At 72.7% G+C, this 22,213-nt stretch carries 20 protein-coding genes; 9 read left to right on the forward strand and 11 right to left on the reverse strand.

Annotated elements, in window-relative coordinates:
* On the reverse strand, positions 1-1,301 hold a 1,301-nt coding region (locus ACZ518_RS34160), incomplete at its 3' end, for a homocysteine S-methyltransferase family protein (protein WP_469116913.1).
* 250 nt (positions 1,302-1,551) lie between these two features.
* On the opposite strand from ACZ518_RS34160, the gene ACZ518_RS34165 reads away from it, so the two are divergent.
* The 5 genes from ACZ518_RS34165 (at position 1,552) to ACZ518_RS34185 (ending at position 7,820) form a co-directional block, all read left to right on the forward strand.
* Complete coding sequence (locus ACZ518_RS34165; RefSeq protein WP_469116914.1) at positions 1,552-2,319, forward strand: IclR family transcriptional regulator; 768 nt, start codon at positions 1,552-1,554, stop codon at positions 2,317-2,319.
* A 325-nt stretch (positions 2,320-2,644) separates the two neighbouring features.
* A complete protein-coding gene (locus ACZ518_RS34170; RefSeq protein ID WP_469116915.1) occupies positions 2,645-3,427 on the forward strand; it encodes an MIP/aquaporin family protein in 783 nt (260 codons plus the stop codon).
* Positions 3,428-3,506: 79 nt separating this feature from the next.
* On the forward strand, positions 3,507-5,048 hold the full coding sequence (gene glpK, locus ACZ518_RS34175; protein WP_469116916.1) for a glycerol kinase GlpK: 1,542 nt from the start codon (positions 3,507-3,509) through the stop codon (positions 5,046-5,048).
* A gap of 39 nt (positions 5,049-5,087) precedes the next feature.
* The gene (locus ACZ518_RS34180; RefSeq protein ID WP_469116917.1) at positions 5,088-6,695 is read left to right on the forward strand and encodes a glycerol-3-phosphate dehydrogenase/oxidase; all 1,608 of its coding nucleotides are present in this window, start codon (positions 5,088-5,090) and stop codon (positions 6,693-6,695) included.
* Positions 6,696-6,821: 126 nt separating this feature from the next.
* Complete coding sequence (locus tag ACZ518_RS34185; protein ID WP_469116918.1) at positions 6,822-7,820, forward strand: PAC2 family protein; 999 nt, start codon at positions 6,822-6,824, stop codon at positions 7,818-7,820.
* Positions 7,821-8,108: 288 nt separating this feature from the next.
* Here the strand turns inward: ACZ518_RS34185 and mshC are convergent, their stop codons facing one another.
* The 4 genes from mshC to ACZ518_RS34205 form a co-directional block, all read right to left on the reverse strand.
* Entirely contained in the window at positions 8,109-9,338 is a 1,230-nt protein-coding gene (gene mshC, locus ACZ518_RS34190) for a cysteine--1-D-myo-inosityl 2-amino-2-deoxy-alpha-D-glucopyranoside ligase (protein WP_469116919.1), read from the reverse strand.
* Positions 9,339-9,458: 120 nt separating this feature from the next.
* A complete protein-coding gene (locus ACZ518_RS34195) occupies positions 9,459-10,295 on the reverse strand; it encodes an SCO1664 family protein (protein ID WP_469117027.1) in 837 nt (278 codons plus the stop codon).
* Complete coding sequence (locus ACZ518_RS34200) at positions 10,259-10,849, reverse strand: DUF3090 domain-containing protein (RefSeq protein ID WP_469116920.1); 591 nt, start codon at positions 10,847-10,849, stop codon at positions 10,259-10,261. The genes ACZ518_RS34195 and ACZ518_RS34200 overlap by 37 nt, the downstream gene beginning before the upstream one ends.
* A gap of 82 nt (positions 10,850-10,931) precedes the next feature.
* Positions 10,932-11,639 carry a histidine phosphatase family protein gene (locus ACZ518_RS34205; protein ID WP_469116921.1) on the reverse strand — a complete coding sequence of 236 codons (708 nt, stop codon included), beginning with the start codon at positions 11,637-11,639 and terminating at the stop codon, positions 10,932-10,934.
* A gap of 54 nt (positions 11,640-11,693) precedes the next feature.
* Here ACZ518_RS34205 and corA point away from each other — a divergent pair, with 54 nt between their 5' ends.
* The gene (corA, locus tag ACZ518_RS34210; RefSeq protein WP_469116922.1) at positions 11,694-12,686 is read left to right on the forward strand and encodes a magnesium/cobalt transporter CorA; all 993 of its coding nucleotides are present in this window, start codon (positions 11,694-11,696) and stop codon (positions 12,684-12,686) included.
* A 15-nt stretch (positions 12,687-12,701) separates the two neighbouring features.
* On the opposite strand, the gene ACZ518_RS34215 is transcribed toward corA, so the two are convergent.
* Positions 12,702-13,490 (reverse strand): ferritin-like domain-containing protein, encoded by a 789-nt coding sequence (locus tag ACZ518_RS34215; RefSeq protein ID WP_469116923.1) that lies wholly within the window; start codon positions 13,488-13,490, stop codon positions 12,702-12,704.
* A gap of 263 nt (positions 13,491-13,753) precedes the next feature.
* Positions 13,754-14,803 (reverse strand): LLM class F420-dependent oxidoreductase, encoded by a 1,050-nt coding sequence (locus ACZ518_RS34220; RefSeq protein WP_469116924.1) that lies wholly within the window; start codon positions 14,801-14,803, stop codon positions 13,754-13,756.
* 109 nt (positions 14,804-14,912) lie between these two features.
* Between ACZ518_RS34220 and ACZ518_RS34225 the strand changes: the two genes are divergently transcribed.
* Together ACZ518_RS34225 and ACZ518_RS34230 are read left to right on the forward strand one after the other, a co-directional pair.
* Positions 14,913-15,896: an aldo/keto reductase gene (locus ACZ518_RS34225; protein WP_469116925.1), complete on the forward strand. Its 984-nt coding sequence runs from the start codon at positions 14,913-14,915 to the stop codon at positions 15,894-15,896.
* A 317-nt stretch (positions 15,897-16,213) separates the two neighbouring features.
* Complete coding sequence (locus ACZ518_RS34230) at positions 16,214-18,358, forward strand: helix-hairpin-helix domain-containing protein (protein WP_469117028.1); 2,145 nt, start codon at positions 16,214-16,216, stop codon at positions 18,356-18,358.
* Positions 18,359-18,434: 76 nt separating this feature from the next.
* Here ACZ518_RS34230 and ACZ518_RS34235 read toward each other — a convergent pair whose 3' ends face one another.
* Positions 18,435-19,109 carry a hypothetical protein gene (locus ACZ518_RS34235; RefSeq protein ID WP_469116926.1) on the reverse strand — a complete coding sequence of 225 codons (675 nt, stop codon included), beginning with the start codon at positions 19,107-19,109 and terminating at the stop codon, positions 18,435-18,437.
* A 47-nt stretch (positions 19,110-19,156) separates the two neighbouring features.
* Between ACZ518_RS34235 and ACZ518_RS34240 the strand changes: the two genes are divergently transcribed.
* Positions 19,157-19,345, forward strand: a complete 189-nt coding sequence (locus ACZ518_RS34240) for a DUF5703 family protein (protein WP_405981456.1) — start codon at positions 19,157-19,159, stop codon at positions 19,343-19,345.
* 39 nt (positions 19,346-19,384) lie between these two features.
* On the opposite strand, the gene ACZ518_RS34245 is transcribed toward ACZ518_RS34240, so the two are convergent.
* The 3 genes from ACZ518_RS34245 to ACZ518_RS34255 all read right to left on the reverse strand — a co-directional run bounded on the left by ACZ518_RS34245 (position 19,385) and on the right by ACZ518_RS34255 (position 22,070).
* On the reverse strand, positions 19,385-20,200 hold the full coding sequence (locus ACZ518_RS34245) for a chaplin (RefSeq protein ID WP_469116927.1): 816 nt from the start codon (positions 20,198-20,200) through the stop codon (positions 19,385-19,387).
* A gap of 152 nt (positions 20,201-20,352) precedes the next feature.
* On the reverse strand, positions 20,353-20,586 hold the full coding sequence (chpH, locus tag ACZ518_RS34250) for a chaplin ChpH (protein ID WP_385769886.1): 234 nt from the start codon (positions 20,584-20,586) through the stop codon (positions 20,353-20,355).
* A 158-nt stretch (positions 20,587-20,744) separates the two neighbouring features.
* A complete protein-coding gene (locus tag ACZ518_RS34255; protein WP_469116928.1) occupies positions 20,745-22,070 on the reverse strand; it encodes a M20/M25/M40 family metallo-hydrolase in 1,326 nt (441 codons plus the stop codon).
* Positions 22,071-22,213: the final 143 nt, after the last annotated feature.

Raw genomic sequence — 22,213 nt, forward strand, 5'->3', positions numbered from 1 at the left:
CCCGCCTGGATCACCGGAACCTCGGTCGAGTCCAGCACGATCGGCAGGGTCGAGGCGGTCGCGAAACGCCCGGCCAGCTCCTGCATGTCCGCGACACCGTCACGGCCGACGTAGTCCACACACAGGTCCAGCATGTGCGCGCCCTCACGGATCTGGTCCCGGGCCATCTCCACACAGTCGTCCCACCGGGCGTCCAGCATCGCCTCACGGAACTTCTTCGACCCGTTCGCGTTCGTCCGCTCACCGATCGCCATGTACGAGGTGTCCTGCCGGAACGGCACCGTCTGGTAGAGGGAGGCGGCACCCGGCTCGGGCTGCGGGGTGCGCCCGGTGATCGCCGTGCCCCGGACCCGCTCCACGACCTGCCGCAGATGCTCGGGCGTCGTACCGCAGCAGCCGCCGACGAGGGAGAGCCCGTACTCGCGGACGAAGGTCTCCTGCGCGTCCGCCAGCTCGGCCGCCGACAGCGGATAGTGCGCACCCTGCTTCGTCAGCACCGGCAGACCGGCATTCGGCATGCACGACAACGGGATACGCGCGTTGCGGGCCAGGTAACGCAGGTGCTCGCTCATCTCCGCCGGCCCGGTCGCACAGTTCAGACCGATCATGTCGATCCCCAGCGGCTCCAACGCCGTCAACGCCGCCCCGATCTCCGAACCCAGCAGCATCGTGCCGGTGGTCTCGACGGTGACGGAGCAGATGAGCGGAACGGTGATGCCGAGGGCGTCCATGGCGCGGCGGGCGCCGATGATGGAGGACTTGGTCTGGAGGAGGTCCTGCGTGGTCTCGACGAGCAGCGCGTCGGCGCCGCCGGAGATCAGGCCCTCGGCGTTGACCTGGTAGGCGTCGCGGATCTGGGCGTAGGTGATGTGGCCCAGAGTGGGCAGCTTGGTGCCGGGGCCGATGGAGCCCAGCACCCAGCGCTGCTGCCCGGTCGAGGCGGTGAACTCGTCCGCGACCTCGCGGGCGATGCGGGCACCGGCCTCGGACAGCTCGAAGTTGCGTTCGGGGATGTCGTACTCGGCCAGTGCCGCGTAGTTCGCACCGAAGGTGTTGGTCTCGACGCAGTCCACGCCCACCGAGAAGTACTCCTCGTGGACCGAGCGGACGATGTCGGGGCGGGTGACGTTCAGGACCTCGTTGCAGCCCTCCAGCTGCTGGAAGTCCTCCATCGAGGGGTCCTGTGCCTGGAGCATGGTTCCCATGGCTCCGTCGGCGACGACCACGCGGGTCGCGAGCGCCTCTCGGAGGGCATCGGCCCGTGTCTGGGTGTCTGCGGGCGGGTTCGGCAACGAGGCCATGGTTGAGCTCCCTGGGCTGCGACGGCTGTCGGCTTTGCACCCTCTGTGTCAAGGGTGCACGCGGTCAGGGTAACCGCGCGGCAGCGGACCCGGTGAGGGCGTCCCACGTGGCGGACTGCATCCTGTGGCCGGGAGCCGCGTGGGAGGGTGCCCCGGGCACGCCGCACCGTAAAACACCCAACCATGCACAGGGTCGGCATCGACCGATACTGTTCAGCATTGTCGAACTACGTCAGCAGGAGGCTGCGCGATGGCACGGAACATCCAGTCGCTCGAACGAGCCGCTGCGATGCTGCGGCTCCTGGCCGGCGGGGAACGCCGGCTGGGTCTCTCGGATGTGGCGTCCTCCCTCGGCCTGGCCAAGGGCACGGCGCACGGGATCCTGCGCACCCTGCAGGCCGAGGGCTTCGTGGAGCAGGACCCGGCTTCCGGCCGCTACCAGCTGGGCGCCGAGCTGCTGCGGCTGGGCAACAGCTACCTGGACGTGCACGAGCTGCGCGCCCGCGCGCTGGTGTGGACGGACGACCTGGCCCGGGCCAGCGGCGAGAGCGTGTACGTGGGGGTGCTCCACCAGAGCGGGGTGCTGATCATGCACCACGTGTTCCGGCCGGACGACAGCCGTCAAGTGCTGGAGGTGGGGGCGATGCAGCCGCTGCACTCCACGGCCCTGGGCAAGGTGCTGTCGGCCTACGACCCGGTGGCGCACACGGAGGCCCTGGACGCGGAGCGGGAGGGCTTCACGCCGCGCACGGTGACCGACGCGGCGGGTTTCGAGGAGCTGCTGGACCTGACCCGGGCGCGCGGCTGGGCCTCGGACGTCGAGGAGACCTGGGAGGGCATCGCCTCGGTGGCCGCGCCCATCCACGACCGGCGGCGGATGCCGGTCGGCGCGGTGGCCGTCGCGGGCGCGGTGGAGCGGGTCTGCGGGGAGTCCGGGGAGCCCCGGCCGGCCCTGGTGGCCTCCGTGCGGGACTGCGCGCGGTCGGTTTCGCGCGATCTCGGCGCGGGCCGGTTCTGAGCTTGACCTGATCCATTCGGTCCACCCGATGACCCTCTTCACGGGCCATTCGGGTGGACTTTGGCGTTTTCTGATCATCCGTTGGCCTGATTTGGGCGATCGTACCGAGTGGTAACGATCCGGTTCTTTGACCTGGTCAGACCTTGACGCGTTCTTCACCCAGGCGGAAAACTGCCGTTCATCGGTCGGCATTGTCGAACACCTACCGGCAATACGCGTTAGGCTGTGGCGAGGCCATGGACCGGTGAAGCACTCACCGAGTGTGTGGACCACCGGAGGGACCCGGTGTCCGCCCACCCCTGGACGTAAGACAAAGGAGTCGCGGGTGTCCAGCTCCGACATCTTCATCGGCGAGACCATCGGTACCGCCCTGCTCACACTGCTCGGCGGCGGCGTGTGCGCCGCCCTCACGCTCAAGAGCTCCAAGGCCCGCGGCGCGGGCTGGCTCGCGATCACCTTCGGCTGGGGCTTCGCGGTCCTGATCGCCGCCTACGTCTCCGCGCCGCTCTCCGGCGCGCACCTCAACCCGGCGGTCACCGTCGGCATCGCCGTCAAGACCGGCGAGTGGGGTGACGTCCCCGTCTACTTCGCGGGCCAGATCCTCGGCGCCATGCTCGGCGCCGTCCTGATGTGGATCACCTACTACGGCCAGTTCCGCGTGCACCTGGCGGACCCCGAGAACATCAAGGACGCCAGGCTCGGCCCCGAGGACCCGCACCCGCACGACGTCGCCGGCCCGGTGCTCGGCATCTTCTCCACCGGCCCCGAGATCCGCAACGTGGTCCAGAACCTCGCCACGGAGATCATCGGCACCTTCGTCCTGGTCATCGCGATCCTGACGCAGGGCCTCCAGGACGGCGGCAAGGGCCTCGGCGTCATCGGCGTCCTGATCACCTCCTTCGTGGTCGTCGGCATCGGCCTCTCCCTCGGCGGTCCGACCGGCTACGCCATCAACCCGGTCCGCGACCTCGGTCCCCGCATCGTCCACGCCCTGCTCCCGCTGCCCAACAAGGGCGGCTCGGACTGGGGGTACTCCTGGATCCCGGTCGTCGGCCCGCTCGTCGGTGCCGCGCTCGCCGGCGGTCTGTACAACATCGCGTTCGCCTGATCAGCTTCGGCCGCGCTCGCAAGAACCGCACCGCCCTCCTGATTCCGCCTACTCAACAGACCTGCCAGGAGCAGCCATCATGACCAGCAGCACCGGCCCCTTCATCGCCGCGATCGACCAGGGCACCACCTCCTCCCGCTGCATCGTCTTCGACCGCGACGGCCGCATCGTGGCCGTCGACCAGAAGGAGCACGAGCAGATCTTCCCGAAGCCGGGCTGGGTCGAGCACGACGCCGTCGAGATCTGGACCAACGTCCAGGAGGTCGTGGCCGGCGCCATCGCCAAGGCCGCCCAGGACATTCCGGGCTTCACCGCCGCCGACGTCAAGGCGGTCGGCATCACCAACCAGCGCGAGACCACCGTCCTGTGGGACAGGAACACCGGCGAGCCGGTGCACAACGCGCTGGTCTGGCAGGACACCCGCACCGACGCCCTGTGCAAGGAGCTCGGCCGCAACGTCGGCCAGGACCGCTTCCGCCGCGAGACCGGCCTGCCGCTGGCGAGCTACTTCGCGGGCCCGAAGGTCCGCTGGCTGCTCGACAACGTCGAGGGCCTGCGCGAGCGCGCCGAGGCCGGCGACATCCTCTTCGGCACCATGGACTCCTGGGTCATCTGGAACCTCACCGGTGGCGCCCAGGGCGGTACGCACGTCACGGACGTCACCAACGCCTCGCGCACCATGCTGATGAACCTGCACACCCTGGCCTGGGACGAGAAGATCGCGGAGTCGATGGGCGTCCCGCTCAACGTGCTCCCCGAGATCAAGTCCTCCGCCGAGGTGTACGGCCACGTCAAGGAGGGCGTCCTCGCCGGCGTCCCGGTCGCCTCGGCGCTCGGTGACCAGCAGGCCGCGCTCTTCGGCCAGACCTGTTTCGCCGAGGGCGAGGCGAAGTCCACCTACGGCACCGGCACGTTCATGCTGATGAACACCGGCGACAAGATCATCAACTCCTACAGCGGCCTGCTGACCACGGTCGGCTACCAGATCGGCGACCAGAAGCCGGTCTACGCCCTGGAGGGCTCCATCGCCGTCACCGGCTCGCTCGTCCAGTGGATGCGCGACCAGATGGGCATGATCAAGACCGCGGCCGAGATCGAGACCCTCGCGCTCTCGGTCGAAGACAACGGCGGCGCCTACTTCGTGCCGGCCTTCTCCGGCCTGTTCGCCCCGTACTGGCGCTCCGACGCCCGCGGTGTGATCGCCGGCCTCACCCGCTACGTCACCAAGGCGCACATCGCCCGTGCCGTCCTGGAGGCCACCGCCTGGCAGACCCGCGAGATCACCGACGCCATGACCAAGGACTCCGGCGTCGAGCTGGCGGCCCTCAAGGTCGACGGCGGCATGACCTCCAACAACCTGCTGATGCAGACGCTCTCGGACTTCCTGGACGCCCCCGTGGTGCGCCCGATGGTCGCCGAGACCACCTGCCTCGGCGCCGCCTACGCCGCCGGCCTGGCCGTCGGCTTCTGGCCCGACACCGACGCCCTGCGCGCCAACTGGCGCCGCGCGGCCGAGTGGACCCCGCGGATGCCCGCCGACCAGCGGGACCGCGAGTACAAGAACTGGCTCAAGGCCGTCGAGCGGTCCATGGGCTGGATCGACGACGAAGACGCCAGCTGACGCACCAGCTGAGTCAATCGACGAGGAGCTGAAAGAGATATGAGCAGCCTGCAGAGCGTTCCCGCCCTGGGTACGCACCCGACTTCCGGTGCCAACGCGAGCCGCGCGGAGACCCGTGAGCAGCTCTCGAAGGCCACGTACGACCTCCTGGTCATCGGCGGTGGGATCCTGGGCACCTCGGTGGCCTGGCACGCCGCACAGTCGGGTCTGCGGGTTGCCATGGTGGACGCCGGCGACTTCGCCGGCGCCACCTCCTCGGCCTCCTCCAAGCTCGTCCACGGCGGTCTGCGCTACCTGCAGACCGGCGCGGTCAAGCTGGTCGCGGAGAACCACCACGAGCGGCGGGTGCTGGCCAAGGACGTGGCCCCGCACCTGGTCAACCCGCTCACCTTCTACCTGCCGGTCTACAAGGGCGGTCCGGTGGGTGCGGCCAAGCTGGGCGCGGGCGTCTTCGCCTACTCCGCCCTCTCGGCCTTCGGCGACGGCATGGGCAAGGTCATATCGCCGGCCCGTGCCGTCGCCGACAACCCCGGCCTCAAGACGGACAACCTCAAGGCCGTCGCGGTCTACTACGACCACCAGATGAACGACTCCCGCGTCGCCGTCATGACGGTCCGCGCGGCCGTCGAGTCCGGCGCGGTCGTCCTCAACCACGCCGAGGTCACCGGCCTGCGCATGACGCGCGGCCGGGTCAGCGGCGCCGAGCTCAAGGACCGCCTGGACGGCACCGAGTTCGGGGTCGACGCGCGCGTCGTGCTCAACGCCACCGGCCCGTGGGTGGACCACCTGCGGCGCATGGAAGACAAGCACGCGATGCCGTCGATCCGCCTCTCCAAGGGCGCGCACATCGTCATGAAGCGCAAGTCGCCGTGGAAGGCCGCCATGGCCACCCCGATCGACAAGTACCGCATCACCTTCGCCCTCCCGTGGGAGGACCAGCTGCTGCTCGGCACCACCGACGAGGTGTACGAGGGCGACCCGGCGGACGTGCGCGCCACCGAGTCCGACATCCAGCAGATCCTGGACGAGGCCGCGTTCTCCATCAAGGACACCGACCTCGACCGCTCGCTGATGACGTACGCCTTCGCCGGCCTGCGCGTGCTCCCGGGCGGCCCCGGCGGCGTCGAGAAGGCCAAGCGCGAGACGGTGGTCTCCGAGGGTGCGGGCGGCATGCTGTCCGTGGCCGGCGGCAAGTGGACCACGTACCGCCACATCGGCCGTGTGGTCATGGACAAGCTCGCCAAGCTCCCCGGCAGCCCGCTGACCGACGACATGGAGCCGGTGAAGTCCCTCGTCCGCCGCGTCCCGCTGCCCGGTGTCGCCAACCCGAACGCGGTCGCGCACCGGCTGCTGGTGGACCGCGAGCCCGGCGCCCGCATGGACCCGCTGACCGCCCGCCACCTGGCCTCGCACTACGGCTCGCTGGCCTTCGACATCGCCCGCCTGGCGAACGAGGACCCGGCGCTGGCCGAGCGCATCCACCCGGACGGTCCGGAGATCTGGGCGCAGGTCGCCTACGCCCGTGACAACGAGTGGGCAGAGACGGTCGACGACGTGCTGCGCCGCCGTACGACGGTGACGGTCCGCGGCCTGGACGACGAGGCCGTACGGGCCCGCGTCGAGGAGATGCTGAGCCGCAAGGCATAGCTCGTACGCAGGTGGGGAAGAGGGGCGGTTCCGAGGGGAACCGCCCCTCTGTCGTGGGCTGTGGCCGACGCACCACGAAGGCTTAGGCTGGCCCACGTACGCAAGGAACTTCGGAAGGAGACCTGGGTGATCGAGCTTGAGGGCGTGCCCGAGCTGATCGACCCGGTCATGGTGGCCGCGTTCGAGGGCTGGAACGACGCGGGTGACGCCGCCTCCGGTGCGGTGGCGCACCTGGACCGGGAGTGGAAGGGCGAGGTCTTCGCGGCGCTGGACGCCGAGGACTACTACGACTTCCAGGTCAACCGGCCGACGGTGTGGCTGGACAACGGGGTCAGGAAGATCACCTGGCCCACGACGCGGCTGTCGGTCGTCCGGATCGGCGGTGCGAAGCCGCGCGACCTGGTGCTCGTGCGGGGCATCGAGCCGTCCATGCGGTGGCGGTCGTTCTGCAACGAGCTGCTCGGGTTCGCGCACGAGCTGGGCGTCGAGATGGTCGTCATCCTGGGCGCGCTGCTGGGCGACACCCCGCACACGCGGCCGGTGCCGGTGAGCGGGGTGACCTCGGACGCGGACCTGGCGCGGACGATGGACCTGGAGGAGACGAAGTACGAGGGTCCGACGGGGATCGTGGGCGTGCTCCAGGAGGCCTGTACGCACGCCGGGGTCCCGGCGGTGTCGCTGTGGGCGGCGGTGCCGCACTACGTGTCGCAGCCGCCGAACCCGAAGGCGACGCTGGCGCTGCTGAACCGGCTGGAGGACCTGATCGACATCCGGATCCCGCTCGGCGAACTGCCGGAGGACGCGCGGGCCTGGCAGCTGGGCGTGGACCAACTGGCCGCCGAGGACAGCGAGGTGGCGGAGTACGTCCAGACGCTGGAGGAGGCGCGGGACACGGCCGATCTGCCGGAGGCGTCGGGGGACGCGATCGCCCGGGAGTTCGAGCGGTACCTGCGGCGGCGGGACCCCTCCGCGGGGGCCGCCGGGGAGCCGGGTGACGGGTCGTACCTGCGGGACACGTCGAGCGGGCTGACGCGTCCGCCGCGCCGCAAGCCGGACCCCTCCGGGGAGGAACCCCCGGCCCCGCCGGAGGAGCCGGGCGACTCCCCCGAGCCCCCGTCGGCGTAGCGCCCCGGGGGCGGGGGGCCGCTGCGCGGGGCCGGTCCCCTACCCGCCCTTCCACCGTTCCCCGGGGCTCCGCCCCAGACCCCGCGCGCCAAACGCCGGCGGGGCTGATCCAGCCCCGCCGGCGTTTGAGGCGCGGGCGCGGTAGCGCCGTGTCTTGAGCCCCGCCGGTGAGGCGAGAACGGTTGAAGGGCGGGTAAGGGGACCGGCGCCGCAGGCAAGGGCCCGCGCTGCCCCGGGCGCGCCGATGCCCCCCGGCTCGGGCGGAGCCAGGGGGCATCGGGTCCGGTACTACAGGGCCACGCCCAGGAGGGCGTCCACCGTGCGGGAGACCAGGCCCGGGGCCGACTCGTCGTCGCCGTCGGAGGCGTTCTGCGCGTCCGCCCAGGCGTCCACGGCCGCCAGCGCGGCAGGGGCGTCCAGGTCGCGGGCGAGGGCCTCGCGGACCTCCTCCACCAGGGCCTCGGCCGGCAGGCCGTCCGGCCGGGAGACGGCCGCGCGCCAGCGCGCCAGGCGGGCCTGCGCCTGCGCGAGGACGTCGTCCGTCCACTCCCAGTCCGCCCGGTAGTGGTGCGCGAGCAGCGCCAGCCGGATCGCCGCCGGGTCCACCCCGGCCCGCCGCAGCGCCGAGACGAAGACCAGGTTGCCCTTGGACTTCGACATCTTCTCGCCGTGCAGCGCGACCAGGCCCGCGTGGACGTAGGCCTTGGCCATCGGGAACTCGCCCGTCAGGGCCTGCGCGTGCGAGGCGCCCATCTCGTGGTGCGGGAACGCCAGGTCGGAGCCGCCGCCCTGGATGTCGAAGCCCATGCCCAGGTGCTCCAGGGCGATGGCCACGCACTCGATGTGCCAGCCCGGCCGGCCGCGGCCCAGGGAGCCGCCGTCCCAGCTCGGCTCGCCCTCGCGGGCGGCCATCCACAGCATCGGGTCGAGCGGGTTCTTCTTCCCCGGGCGGTCCGGGTCGCCGCCGCGCTCGGCGGACAGGGCCCGCATCGCCGCGGCGTCGAGGTGGGAGACCCCGCCGAAGTTCGGGTCGGACTCCACCGAGAAGTAGACGTCGCCTTCGAGCTCGTAGGCGGCGCCCGCGTCCCGCAGCCGCTCCACCAGCGGCACGATGCCCGGTATGGCCTCGACGGCGCCGATGTAGTGCTGCGGCGGCAGCATGCGCAGGGCGGTCATGTCCTCACGGAAGAGGGCCGTCTCGCGTTCGGCGAGCTCGGTCCAGTCGTGCCCGTCGCGCAGCGCCCGCTCCAACAGCGGATCGTCCACGTCCGTGACGTTCTGGACGTAGTGGACCTGCCGCTTGTTGTCGAGCCACACGCGCTGCACGAGGTCGAACGCGTTGTAGGTCGCCGCGTGACCGATGTGGGTCGCGTCGTACGGGGTGATCCCGCAGACGTAGAGGCGGGCGACGGGACCGGGGTCGAGGGTGATCGTCCCCTGGGTCGCGGAGTCGTGGATCTGGAGGTCGCGGCCCTTGCCAGGCAGGGCGGGGACCTCAGAAGCGGGCCAGGCATGCATGGTTCGAGCCTAACCGGACGAGTGTTCCGCAAACGAATGGGACCAGCACTGTTGGCTTGATCAGCACTCTTGCGGTCTGGCCGGTTCTATGCGTCCGTGATCATCCGGGGACGTCCCTGCTCAGACGGGCGGCCAGGGGATCGACGGCCACTGCCCGGACGGCTGCGGATGCGTCCCGTCCCGCAGCAACTGCGCCACGCGGGCCCGTACGGCGGCCAGCTCGACCGGGGTGATCAGTTCGCCCAGCAGGGTGGCGAGCGGCGCCCCGTCGGCCAGCTTCGCCTCCAGGGACCCCAGGACCTCGCGGGCCTCCCCGGTGAGCGGCTCCCCCGCCCAGCCCCACAGCAGGGTCCGCAGCTTGTCCTCCGTGTGGAAGGTCACTCCGTGGTCGATCCCGTAGAGCCGGCCGTCGGGCGCGGGCAGCAGGTGGCCGCCCTTGCGGTCGCCGTTGTTGATCACCGCGTCCAGTACGGCGAGGCGGCGCAGCCGGGGGTCGTCGGCGTGCACGAGGAGGGCGGTGCGGCCCTCCCCGACCTCGGCGAAGGCGACCGGCTTCCAGCCCTCCCCCGCCTCCTCGCCCTCGACCAGGGCCAGCAGCCCGGACTCCGGTGTCTCTCCGGCGTCGATCCAGTGCTGGACCATGCCCTCTCCGTACGGGCCGTCGCGCAGCACGGTGGTGGGCACCAGCCCCCACCCGGTGGCCTCGGAGACCAGGTAGGCGGCGCGCTCGCGCCGGGCGAGGTTCCCGTCGGGGAAGTCCCACAGGGGCCGCTCGCCCTTGACGGGCTTGTAGACGCACTCCACGCTGCGCCCTTCGTGGGCGACGGTGCACAGCAGGACCGCGTTGGACGCCTCGGCGATGCGGCCGCGGACGGTGAGCTCACCGCGGGTGAGCAGCTCCTCTATCGGGGTCACCTCGCTCACGCCTGACGCCGGTACCCGTTCTGGCGGGGGCAGACGTGGCCCTCGGGGTCGAGGGGCAGGCTGCACAGCGGGCACGGCGGCCGGCCGGCGTTGACCACGTCGAGGGCCCGCTTGGCGAAGGCCCGGGCCTGGGAGCCGGAGAGGCGCACCCGCAGCATCGGCGGGCCGTTCTCCTCGTCCTGGAGCAGCCGCTCCTCGGCCTCGGCGAGGTCCTCCTCGGAGTCCGCGTCGAGTTCGACGAGGGCCTGCGCCTCGACGATCATCCGCTGCTCCTCGCCGTCCCAGGCGAGGGCCATGGTCCCGACGCGGAACTCCTCCTCGACGGGGACGTCCAGCGGTGCGGTGTCGGCGGCCTCGGGGGAGGCGACGGCCGGGACGGGGGCGTTGCCGCCGGTGCGCCGCACGACCTCGTCGAGCAGCTCGTCCATCCGCTCGGCCAGCGCCGCGACCTGGGTCTTCTCCAGGGACACGCTGGTGACGCGGGCACCCGCGGAGGCCTGGAGGAAGAAGGTGCGGCGCCCAGGCAGACCGACCGTGCCGGCCACGAAGCGGTCCGGGGGGTCGTAAAGGAACACCTGACGGGGCACGTCCAGTCTCCAAGTCTGAGGCAGGGGCAGGGGCAGGGCTGCTCACGTGTTGTTGGCCCTGCCACCCTACTGCTCCGTTCGATCAGGCCGCGCCCGCGCCGCCCCCCACGACGGCGTTGCCGCCGCCCTCCGTCTCGGAGTCGGCGGAGGCGACCGGGCGCGGGACCAGCGGGGCGAGGTCCCCGGTGTCGCCGAGGCGCAGCAGGAAGGGCCGGGTGGGGGTGTAGCGGATCGCGGTGACCGAGCAGGGGTCGACGTGGATCCGCTGGAAGAGGTCGAGGTGCATGCCGAGGGCGTCCGCGACGAGGGACTTGATGATGTCGCCGTGGGAGCACATGAGGAAGGCGGCGCCGGAGCCGTGCTCCTCCTCGACCCGCGCGTTCCATTCGCGTACGGCGTCCACGGCGCGGGACTGCATGGCGCGCATGGACTCGCCGCCGGGGAAGGCCGCTGCCGAGGGGTGCTGCTGGACGATGTTCATCAGGGGTTCGCCGGCGAGTTCGGAGAGCTTGCGGCCCGACCAGTCGCCGTAGTGGCACTCGCCGATCCGCTCGTCGGTGTGCAGGGGCAGGTCGGGGCGGGCCGCGAGCAGCGGGGCCAGGGTCTCCCGGCAGCGCTGGAGCGGGCTGGAGACGGCCGCGGCGAGGGGGATCCCGTCGAGCCTGCCGGGCAGCGCGGCGGCCTGCCCGGCTCCGTGTTCGTCGAGGGCCACTCCCGGGGTCCATCCGGCGAGCAGGCCTGCGGTGTTGGCGGTGGACCGCCCGTGTCGTACGAGGATCAGCGTGGCCATGCATGCAGGGTATGCGGTGACCTCGGCGTGCGGACGGGCGCGGGTCGGGGAAGAATGCCCGGCGTGATTGTCGACTGCGCGATGTACCGGGACGGCCGCCGCTCCCAGGCTCCCGAGGACTTCTCCGACGCGCTGGAGGAGGCCCGGGCGCACGGCGACGCCTTCCTGTGGGTCGGCATGTACGAGCCGACGCCCGCGGAGTTCGACCGGGTGAGCCGCGATTTCGGCCTGCACAAGCTGGCGGTGGAGGACGCGCTGACGGCGCACCAGCGGCCGAAGCTGGAGGTGTACGACGACTCGCTGTTCGTGGTCCTCAAGCCGGTGCTGTACGACGACGACACGGACACGGTGACCACGGGCGAGCTGATGGTGTTCATCGGCGACTCCTTCGTGGTCACGGTGCGGCACGGCGAGGGGGCCGCGCTGGCTGCCGTACGGCACCGGCTGGAGCAGGAGCCGGACGTGCTGCGGCACGGCCCGACGGCGGTGCTGTACGCGGTGTCGGACGCGGTGGTGGACCACTACATCGAGGTGGCGGCCGAGCTCCAGGCGGACCTGGAGGAGCTGGAGGCGGACGTGTTCGCGCCGAACCCCCAGGACTTCAAGAACACCGCCGCCCGGATCTACGGCTTCAAGCGGCAGGTGCTGGAGTTCCGCCGGGCGACGAGCCCGCTGCTCCAGCCGATGGACCGGCTCGCCTTCGGCCAGGTGCCGTTCGTCCACGAGCACGCCCAGCCCTTCTTCCGGGACGTGGCCGACCACCTGACGAAGGCGACCGAGTACATCGAGGGCCTGGACCGGCTGCTGTCCGACGCGCTGGCCGCGCACCTGGCGCAGATGGGCGTCCGGCAGAACGACGACATGCGCAAGATCTCCGCGTGGGCGGCGATGGCGGCCGTGCCGACGATGGTCGCGGGGATCTACGGGATGAACTTCGACGACATGCCGGAGCTCAGGCAGCCCTGGGGCTATCCGGCGGTGGTGGTGCTCATGGTGGGCCTGTGCCTGGCCCTGCACAGGATGTTCAAGCGGCGCGGCTGGCTCTGACCGCCCGGGCGGGTCCTACGCGAACTCGCGGGTGGTCCCGGGTACGGCGCCCAGCGGGTTCGGCCGCTCCGGCGGGCGCAGGCTGACCATGCGGTGCCAGCCGCTGAAGCGCTCGTACGCGTACATCGCGCGGATGCCCGCGGCGAGGGCGGCGGCCTTGGGCGCGGGCCAGTGCAGCAGCCGGCCCATGTGGTCCATGACGGCGAGGCTGACGTCCCGGTAGACGCCGATCTCGGCGAGGGCGCTCTCGCGCAGGACCCGCTGGATGGTCCGGCCGTGCCCCGCGCGGGCGAGGCCGAGCAGTTCCTCGTGGCAGTAGGCGAGGTGGTTGTCCTCGTCGTGGCTGATGACGCGGACGGCCTTGCCGACCTCGGGGTGGTCGCCGAAGTGGCGCAGCAGCATGACCATCTGGTCGGCGGCGCGCTGTTCGGTGACCCGGCTGTGGGCGAGGTAGACGAGGATGTCCTCCTCGCTGAGGGTCTCGTCGCGGCGCAGCTTGTCGTGCGCGAGGCCGATGCCGCGGCGTTCCAGCAGCATCGTGTAGTCGGTCTCGGGCGGAACGGGGACGGCGGGCAGGCCGCGCTTGCGCAGCAGGGCCTGGAAGATCCGGCCGTGCTTGTCCTCGTCGGCGCCGTGCCGGGTGATCTTGGGGGCCAGGTCGCGCATGCCCTCGGGGACGAGGGCGGCGATCCGGGCGTTCTCCCAGCCGCCCTGGGACTCCCCGCTGGCGGCGATGGAGCAGAACAGCTGGAAGGAGTCGTCGTGGTCGACGATCTCCTGGAACAGGCTGCGGGCAGAGAGCATGCAACGAGTCAAATGCGGATCGACCGGGCGGGCAACCGATGCGCCACCGCACTCGGCCGAATGAACGAAACCGGCGGGCGCCCGGCGGGGCGTAACCCCGGGGGCGGGCCGGGCGTTGTTCGCTGTGTCGGCCGTGGCGGGGAAGACCCCCCGAGCCCCCACCACGGCCGCTGGCCTCTTCTCGACGCCGCCCTCGCACTGCTTCGCAGGCTTCGGGCGGCTGCGTCGGACTCCGTCCGGCGGCTACGCCGGCTTCCCGCGCGTCAGGCGAGGCCGGCGAGCTCCAGGGCCTGGGTGCCGGCGCGCAGGGCGGCCAGCCGCTCGTCCAGGGTGAAGCCGGCCGGGGCCAGCGTGAGGGTGGTGACCCCCGCCTCGGCGTAGGCCCGCATCCCGTCGGCGATCCGCTCCACGGAGCCGAGCAGGGTGGTCGAGTCGATCAGCGAGTGCGGGACCGCGGCGGCCGCCCCGTCCTTGTCGCCGCCCAGGTACTTGGCCTGGATCTCGGCGGCCTCCTTCTCGTAGCCCATGCGCTGGGCGAGCTGGTTGTAGAAGTTCTGCTTCGGGCTGCCCATGCCGCCGACGTACAGGGCGGTGTAGGGGCGGAACATGTCCGCGAGGGCGTTCACGTCCTCACCGATGGCCAGCGGGACGGTCGGGCAGACGTCGAAGCCGTCCATCGTCAGCCCGGCCTTCTCGCGGCCGGCGCGGATGTGCCGCAGGGCCGTCTCCTCCAGGTGCTCGGCCGCCGGGAAGATCAGCAGGGCGCCGTCGGCGATCTCGCCGGTCTGCTCCAGGTTCTTGGGGCCGATGGCGGCGATGTAGAGCGGGATGTGCGGACGCTCGGGGTGCACGGTCAGCTTGAGCGGCTTGCCGGGGCCGCCGGGCAGCGGGAGGGTCCAGTGCCGGCCCTCGAAGCTCAGCCGTTCGCGGGACATGGCCTTGCGGACGATCTCCACGTACTCCCGGGTCCGGGCGAGCGGCTTGTCGAACTTCACGCCGTACCAGCCCTCGGAGACCTGCGGTCCGGAGACGCCGAGGCCGAGCCGGAAGCGGCCCTTGGTGAGCGAGTCCAGGGTGGCGGCGGTCATCGCCGTCATCGCGGGCTGGCGGGCCGGGATCTGGAAGATGGCCGAGCCGACGTCGATCCGCTCCGTCTGGGCGGCCACCCAGGCCAGTACGGTCGCCGCGTCGGAGCCGTAGGCCTCGGCCGCCCAGCAGACGTCGTAGCCGAGCCGGTCGGCCTCCTGGGCGACGGCGAGGTTGTCGGCGTCCATGCCCGCGCCCCAGTAGCCGAGATTGATGCCGAGCCGCATGTGTCGTCCCCTAACGGATGTGCCGGTTTACCGATCAGTAACGTGGGTCTGCGGGGGACTGTAGCGCGCCCGACGGCCCCGCGTCAGTGCCCCAGTAGTCTCAGCGGTCATGGAGCAGAGGCATCTCGGCCGCACCGGACTGCGCGTCTCCCGGATCGGCCTCGGCACCCTGACCTGGGGCCGTGACACCGGCGAGGAAGCCGCCACCGAGCAGTTGAAGACGTTCTGGGAGGCGGGCGGCACGCTCGTCGACACGGCCGACGTGTACGGCGCCGGGGAGGCCGAGTACCTCCTCGGGCAGCTGGTGGGCTCCCTGGTACCGCGCCGGGACGTGGTCATCGCCACCAAGTCGGGCAGCGTCCCGGACCCGGACCGCCGCTTCAACGGCTCCCGCGGGCACCTCCTCGCCGCCCTGGACGACTCCCTGGACCGCCTCGGCACCGACTACGTGGACCTGTGGCAGGTCCACGCCTTCGACCCGCAGACCCCGCTGGAGGAGACCCTCCAGGCGTTGGACCTGGCCGTCTCCAGCGGGCGGGCCCGGTACGCGGGCGTGTCGAACTTCAGCGGCTGGCAGCTGGCGAAGGCCGCCACGTGGCAGCTCGGCGCGCCCGGCATGCGGACCCGGCTGGCCTCCACCCAGATGGAGTACTCGCTGCTCCAGCGGGGCGTGGAGCGCGAGGTGCTCCCGGCGGCGCTGGACCTGGGGGTGGGGCTGCTGCCCTCCTCCCCGCTGGGCCGCGGGGTGCTGACCGCCAAGTACCGCGACGGGACTCCGGCCGACTCCCGGGGCGCGTCGCCGGCGCTGGCCGCGCTGGTGGAGCCGTACCTGGACGAGGCGGCGGGCCTGATCGTGGACGCCGTGGTCACGGCCGCGCAGGGCCTGGCGGTGACCCCGCTCCAGGTGGCGCTGGCCTGGATCCGCGACCGGCCGGGGGTGGCCGCCCCGATCGTCGGCGCCCGCACGTCCGCGCAGCTCGCGGCGGCACTGTCGGTGGAGGCCCTTACCCTTCCGGAGGAGATCCGCCGGGCGCTGGACGACGTGTCGGCGCCCGTGCACCGCTACCCGGATCAGGACTGGAGCACGCTGTGAGTACGGCCCCCGACCCCGCCAACCCCGCTGCCGCGGAGGACCCGTACGAAGCCGCCTCCGCCCCCGCCGATCCCGCCGACGGGGGCGACGGCGGCCCCGCGCCGACCCCGTCGGCCCCGCCCACGGCTGACACCGACGGCCTGCCGGCCCCGGCCGAAGCCCCCGGGACCCCGGACGGACCCGCGGACGCGTCCGCCGAGGCCGAGCCGGACGGGCTCCCCGCACAGGCCGAGGCCCCGGGGTCCGGCGAACCGGACACGTCCGACGCAGTCGGCAGGGAGCCGGGGGCGGAGGCCACGCCCGCGGCGGAGCCGCTGATGGGTGCTGCGGGAAGGGGCGGGGCGGGGGAAAGCCCCGCAGGGACCGGCGCGGACCCCGCGGCCGGGCAGGACACCGCAGGGACCGAGCCGGCGAAGGCAGAGGCCGGGACCGATCCCACCGAGGCCGAGCCGGCAGAGGCAGAGGCCGGGACGGACACCGCCGGGGCCGGGGCGGGGGCCGTCGGGACGGAGTCGGCGCCCGGGCTGACCGAGGCGCAGGCCGAGCTGGCCGCGCAGAAGGTCGAGCGCGAACGCATCGCCCGCCGCAAGGCCGAGCGCGAGGGCCCCGTCGACGCCGGCGCCAAGCTCAGCGGCAAGGCCGCCGACCTGCTGGCCGCCGTACGGGCCGTGGAGAGCGGCGCCAAGCCGGCCGCCCCCCTCTACTTCGACGAGGCCCCCGCCGCCCCCCGCAAGGCCGCCCCCGCTCCCCCGCAGCCCCGCCCGGCGACCCCGGCGCCCGCCCCCGCCCCCGCCCCCGCCCCCACCGTCGGGGACATCGGGGCCGTTCGCGCCGTGCTCGCCCGCGGCGGCGCCCCCGAGGCCCTGGCCGGCCAGGCCGCCGAGGCCCTCGGCGAGGGCGCGGCCGAGCAGCTCACCGAGGACCCCTGGCGGCTGCTCGCCGTCCCCGGGGTGCGCCCGACCCAGGCGGACGGCTTCGCGCAGGCCCTGCTCGGCCCCGCCGCCGGCCCCGCCGACGAGCGCCGCGGCGCTGCCCTGCTGGGCTGGCTGCTGGACCAGGCCGCCGCCAAGGGACACACCGCCCTGGAGGCCCCGGTCCTGGAGAAGGCCCTGGCCCAGTACGGGGTGCCGGCGCCCGCCGAGACCCTGGAGGCGGCCATCGGCGACGGCGCGGTGCTGGTGTTCCACGAGCCGCTGGGCCCGCCCGCCGCCGAGGACGAGGAGCCGCCCGTACGGATCCTCGTGGGCCTGGAGGGGCATGCCCTGGCCGAGGAGGCGCTCGCGGACGGCCTGGCCCGGCTCGCGGGCACCTTCGGCGGCCCGGCGGACTGGTCGGCGGCGGCCGACGGCCCCGGGGCCGAGCTGGTCCGGGCCGTCGCGGGCCACGGCCTGGTCACCCACACCGGCGGCGAGGCCGCCCGCGCCGAGCCCGCGGCCCTGCTGGCGGCCGCGCGGCAGCTCGGCCTCCGCGCCGTCCTCGCCGCGCACGCCCCCGCGCCGGGCGCCGTCACCGTGGCCGGGCTGCTCGCGGGCACCGAGGGCCCCGGGCGGGACGCCGACGGCCGCTTCGACCTGGACCTGCTGATCGTCCTCGACGCGCCGCAGCTGGACGTGGAGAGGGCGGCCGCACTGGTGGAGTCCGTGCCCGACGGGGCGCGCCTGGTGCTCTCCGGCGACCCCGGGGTGCTCGGATCGGCCGGGCCCGGGCGGGTGTTCGCCGACGTGCTGGCGGCCCGCGCCTTCCCGCAGGTGGTGTCCCGCACCCCGGACCCCGGCCCGCTCGGCGAGCTGGTCTCGGGGGTCGGGGTCGGGGAGCTGAACCGCGTCGACGCCCCCGGCAAGGAGGTCGTCATCGTCCCCGTGCGGGACGCCGGCGAGGCCGTGCACCGCACCGTGCAGCTGGTGGCCGAGTCGGTGCCGCGCGCCTTCGGGATCCCGGCCGAGGACGTGCAGGTCATTACCCCGGGCCATGGCGGCCCGGCGGGGACCCGGGCGCTGAACGCGGCCCTCAAGGAGCGGCTGAACCCCGGCCCGGGCCGGTTCGCCGGCTTCGACCCGGGCGACCGGGTGGTCCACGTGCCGTCGCCCGGGCGGGCGCTGCCGGCCCGGGTGGTGTCGGCCGACGCGCAGGGGCTGCACCTGGACGCGCAGGGCGCGCGGGTCGTCGTACCGCAGGACCGGGTGGAGGCCCAGGTCCGGCACGGCTGGGCGGTGACGGCGCACCAGGCGGTCGGCTCGCGGTGGCCGGCGGTGGTCGTCGTACTGCCCGGGGACGCGGCGCAGGCCCTGTCCCGGGACTGGGTGTACACGGCCTTCGGGCGGGCCGAGCGGCACCTGTCCGTGGTCCACGGGGTGGAGGAGGCACTGCCGCGCGCGGTGGCCCAGGGGCTGCCGAAGCCGCGTACGACCCGGCTGACGGGTCTGCTGCGGGCCCTCACGGCCGCGCAGGAGGAGCAGCCCTAGCGGTTCGGGAACGAACCGTGCCCCGCCCGGCCGGTGTCGGCGGGCGGGGCACGGGGGGCGGAGGCGTCGGAGGGGATCAGGCCGGGGTGAGGCCGGACTCGGCGGCGCTCTCCTCGTCACCGGCGTCGTCGGCGTCGTCGTCGTCGAAATCGGGCTCCTCGTCGAAGACGGAGCTCACGTCGAAGCGGTGCAGCACGTCCTGCGGATCGGTCTGCCCGAAGGGCGAGTTGAGCCAGTCCCCCGGTTCCGCGACCTCCTCCAGGGCGGCGACCCAGAGGGTGGAGTCGCCCTCCTCCAGGCCGAACTCCTTGTAGCGGGAGGCGATCTCGTCGGGCTCGTACTCCCCGAAGAGCACGCCGAGCGCTCCGGCCGTGCCGCCGTCGTCGAGGAGCTCGGCGTCCCGGTCGTGCGCGGCGACCCGTTCGGCCTGGGCGATCAGGCGCGCCGGTTCGACGACGGCGTAGTCGCGGCGGATGAGCACGCTGAACGCGGCGGGCTCGGCGGGGCCGGTGTACGGGGCACCGGTCTCGGATGTGGGGATCTCGAAGGGGGTGACCTCGTCGTAGCGGTCGTAGAGGAGTTCGTCGTACTCCTCGGCCGCGGCGGCGAGTTCGTTGAAGGCGGCGTAGACGGCCGGGTCCTCGTCCCCGATCCTGCTCTCGACCGCGGCGAGGTGACGGTCGAGTGCGGCCTTGACCGCCTCGGCGGCGGCGCGTACCTCGGCAACAGTGGGCAGAGCGGCATCAGACATAGTGCAGACGCTATCCGTAGCAGGGCGGTGCCCGCACAATAGATGCGATGCCGGAATACGAATTCGTCGACGTGTACGTGCCCCGTGGTACGCCCCGCAAGGAGGCGACCCGCCTGCTGACCGATCATGCGGAATACGGAAATTGGGAGCTGGACCGCCTCACCCTGTACCGGGACGGCAGCCGCCGCGCGCGGTTGCGCCGCCGGATCATCCGCCAGATCCGCGCGACCTGGTGACGCGGGCCCCGTTCCCGGGGCCCGTGTCGTGACTGTCCGTCAGGCGGCGTTGCGGGCCCGCCGGTAGAGCACGGCGCCGGCCAGCAGCAGCCCGCCGGCGAGTGGTACGCCCGCCGTCAGGGCGTCACCCGCGCCCGTGGCGGCGAGGCCGGCCTGCGATGCCGGGCCGGGGCGGGCGGCCGGACCGCCGGGCCCGCCCGGGGTGACCGAGCCCGCACCGGGCGCCTGCGCGCCGGGGCTGCCAGGCGTCTGACCGCCGGGGTTGCCCGGGGTCTGCCCGCCGGGGTTGCCGGGGGTGTGCCCGCCGGGCTTGCCCGGAGTCTGCCCGCCCGGGTTCCCGGGGGTGTGGCCGCCCGGGTTCCCCGGGGTGTGCCCGCCCGGCGTGCCGGGGTTGCCGGGGGTGTGCCCGCCAGGGTTGCCCGGGGTGTGTCCGCCCGGGGTACCCGGATTGCCCGGGTTACCGGGGTGGCCGGGGGTTCCCGGATTGCCCGGGTTACCGGGGTGATCGTCGTCGTCGCACGGCTCGTCGTGACCGCCGCCTGGGTGGCCGGGCTGTCCCGGGTGGCCGGGCTGTCCCGGGTGCCCCGGGTGCTGCGGCTTGCCCGACTCGTTGGCGCAGCGGTTGCCGAAGGCCGGGTTCAGGCCCCCCACCACCGTCACCGTGTTGCCGCACACGTTCACCGGCGCGTCCACCGGCGCCTGCACGTTGTTCCCGGACAGCAGGCCCGGAGAGTTGGAGGCGTGCCCCGACGCCCCCGAGTCCGCCTGGGCCTGACCGCCGGCGAACGCGAGGACACCCCCCGCGGCCGCCATCGTGATCAGCGTCTTCCTCGTGACCTGAACCGGTCGTCGCATCTGTACTCGTCCCCTGGTGTGTACGTTCCGTTCGGCGCGCGGGCCGTACGGGCTCCCCCGCCCGTCACGCCGAAGAAGTGAGATTCCGGGCCGTAAAAGCCCGGTGGCCCCGGAGCGCTGGATTGCGCTCCGGGGCCAGGACTTCAGAAGCGTCAGGCGTTGACGCAGGTGTTGCCGAAGGCCGGGTTCAGCAGGCCGATGATGTTGACGGTGTTCCCGCAGACGTTGACCGGGATGTGAACCGGAACCTGGACGACGTTGCCGGACAGGACACCGGGGGAGCCGATGGCCGCGCCCTGGGCACCGGCGTCGGCGGCAGCCATGCCCGCACCCGCGAGAACCAGACCACCGGTGGCAGCCGCAGCGGCGACAACCTTCTTGAGCATTGTTCCTCCTAGTAGGCAAGTGCGGTCCCAGCCGCGGACCGCACCACCTGTAACGAGGAGGGATCACCAGGGCTACGAGCGTATGAGCGCATTCACTCTTCTCAGTGGAATCCGCACACTTTCCCGATTCCCCGGCGTTATGGGGCGACGGGCGCGCGTCAGGCGTTGTCGATGAACCGGTCCAGGACCCGGGCGCCGAACTTCAGCCCGTCCACCGGCACCCGCTCGTCCACTCCGTGGAACATGCCGGCGAAGTCCAGCTCCGGCGGCAGCTGGAGCGGCGCGAAGCCGAAGCAGCGGATACCGAGGTCGTCGAAGGACTTGGCGTCCGTCCCTCCGGAGAGCATGTACGGGACCGCCCGCGCGATCGGGTCCTCGGCCCTCAGGGCGCCCTGCATGGCGTCCACGAGCCGCCCGTCGAAGTCCGTCTCCAGGGCCTTGTCCGCGTGGACGTCCTCGCGCTTCACGCGCGGGCCGAGGATCCGGTCGAGGTCGGCGAAGAACTCGTCCTCGTAGCCGGGCAGGAAGCGTCCGTCCACGTGGGCCGTTGCCTGGCCGGGGATGACGTTGACCTTGTAGCCGGCGCCGAGCATCGTCGGGGCGGCGGAGTTGCGCAGGGTCGCGCCGACCATCTTGGCGATCCCGCCGAGCTTGGCGAGCGTGGCGTCCATGTCGTCGGGGTCGAGCGGGGTTCCGAGGGCGTCCGAGAGTTCGTCGAGGAAGTGCCGAACGGTCTTCGTGACGCGCACCGGCCACTGGTGGCGGCCGAGGCGCCCGACGGCCTCGCACAGCTCGGTGATCGCGTTGTCGTTGTTGGTCATGGAGCCGTGGCCCGCGGTGCCCTCGACCGTGAGGCGCATCCAGTGCATGCCCTTCTGGGCGGTCTCCACGAGGTACAGCCGCAGGTTCTCGTTCACCGTGAAGGAGAAGCCGCCGACCTCGCCGATGGCCTCGGTGACGCCCTCGAAGAGCCCGGGGTGCTTGTCCACGAGGTGCCGGGCGCCGTACGTGCCGCCCGCCTCCTCGTCCGCGAGGAAGGCCAGCACGATGTCCCGCGGGGGCTTGCGCCCGCTGCGCATGCGGTCGCGCACGACGGCCAGCGTCATCGCGTCCATGTCCTTCATGTCGACCGCGCCCCGGCCCCAGACGCAGCCGTCGGCGATCTCGCCCGAGAAGGGGTCGTAGGTCCAGTCGGCGGCGTTGGCCGGGACGACGTCGGTGTGCCCGTGGATCAGCAGGGCCGGCCGCGAGGGGTCCTCGCCCTCGATGCGGGCCACGGTCGACGCGCGCCCCTTGTGCGACTCGAAGATCTGCGGCTCCAGCCCGACCTCGGCCAGTTTCTCGGCGACCCACTCGGCCGCCTTGCGCTCACCGGGGCCCGAGTGGTCCCCGTAGTTGCTGGTGTCGATCCGGATGAGGTCCCGGCAGAGGTCGACGACCTCGTCCTCGCCGGAGACGGCCTTGCCCGCGCCCGATGCGCTCACGCTGTTCCTCCCACTGATCAGTACCGGCTACCTCCACCATCCTCCCGCCCCGGGGCCGTCCGCCCAAGGGCGTTCCGAGCCCGCCAGGGGGGTGTGATCGGGACCCCCGGCCGTTTGGTAATGTTTTCCACGTCGCAACGGGC

It is taken from the genome of Streptomyces sp. NPDC033966 (genome assembly GCF_055575955.1).

Coding starts and splice junctions, on each gene's coding strand:
- ACZ518_RS34165 (WP_469116914.1), top strand. CDS start 1,552: ATGGCACGGAACATCCAGTCGCTCGAACGAGCCGCTGCGATGCTGCGG.
- glpK (WP_469116916.1), top strand. CDS start 3,507: ATGACCAGCAGCACCGGCCCCTTCATCGCCGCGATCGACCAGGGCACC.
- ACZ518_RS34180 (WP_469116917.1), top strand. CDS start 5,088: ATGAGCAGCCTGCAGAGCGTTCCCGCCCTGGGTACGCACCCGACTTCC.
- mshC (WP_469116919.1), bottom strand. CDS start 9,338: ATGCATGCCTGGCCCGCTTCTGAGGTCCCCGCCCTGCCTGGCAAGGGC.
- ACZ518_RS34205 (WP_469116921.1), bottom strand. CDS start 11,639: ATGGCCACGCTGATCCTCGTACGACACGGGCGGTCCACCGCCAACACC.
- corA (WP_469116922.1), top strand. CDS start 11,694: ATGCCCGGCGTGATTGTCGACTGCGCGATGTACCGGGACGGCCGCCGC.
- ACZ518_RS34215 (WP_469116923.1), bottom strand. CDS start 13,490: ATGCTCTCTGCCCGCAGCCTGTTCCAGGAGATCGTCGACCACGACGAC.
- ACZ518_RS34220 (WP_469116924.1), bottom strand. CDS start 14,803: ATGCGGCTCGGCATCAATCTCGGCTACTGGGGCGCGGGCATGGACGCC.
- ACZ518_RS34225 (WP_469116925.1), top strand. CDS start 14,913: ATGGAGCAGAGGCATCTCGGCCGCACCGGACTGCGCGTCTCCCGGATC.
- ACZ518_RS34230 (WP_469117028.1), top strand. CDS start 16,214: ATGGGTGCTGCGGGAAGGGGCGGGGCGGGGGAAAGCCCCGCAGGGACC.
- ACZ518_RS34235 (WP_469116926.1), bottom strand. CDS start 19,109: ATGTCTGATGCCGCTCTGCCCACTGTTGCCGAGGTACGCGCCGCCGCC.
- ACZ518_RS34240 (WP_405981456.1), top strand. CDS start 19,157: ATGCCGGAATACGAATTCGTCGACGTGTACGTGCCCCGTGGTACGCCC.
- ACZ518_RS34245 (WP_469116927.1), bottom strand. CDS start 20,200: ATGCGACGACCGGTTCAGGTCACGAGGAAGACGCTGATCACGATGGCG.
- chpH (WP_385769886.1), bottom strand. CDS start 20,586: ATGCTCAAGAAGGTTGTCGCCGCTGCGGCTGCCACCGGTGGTCTGGTT.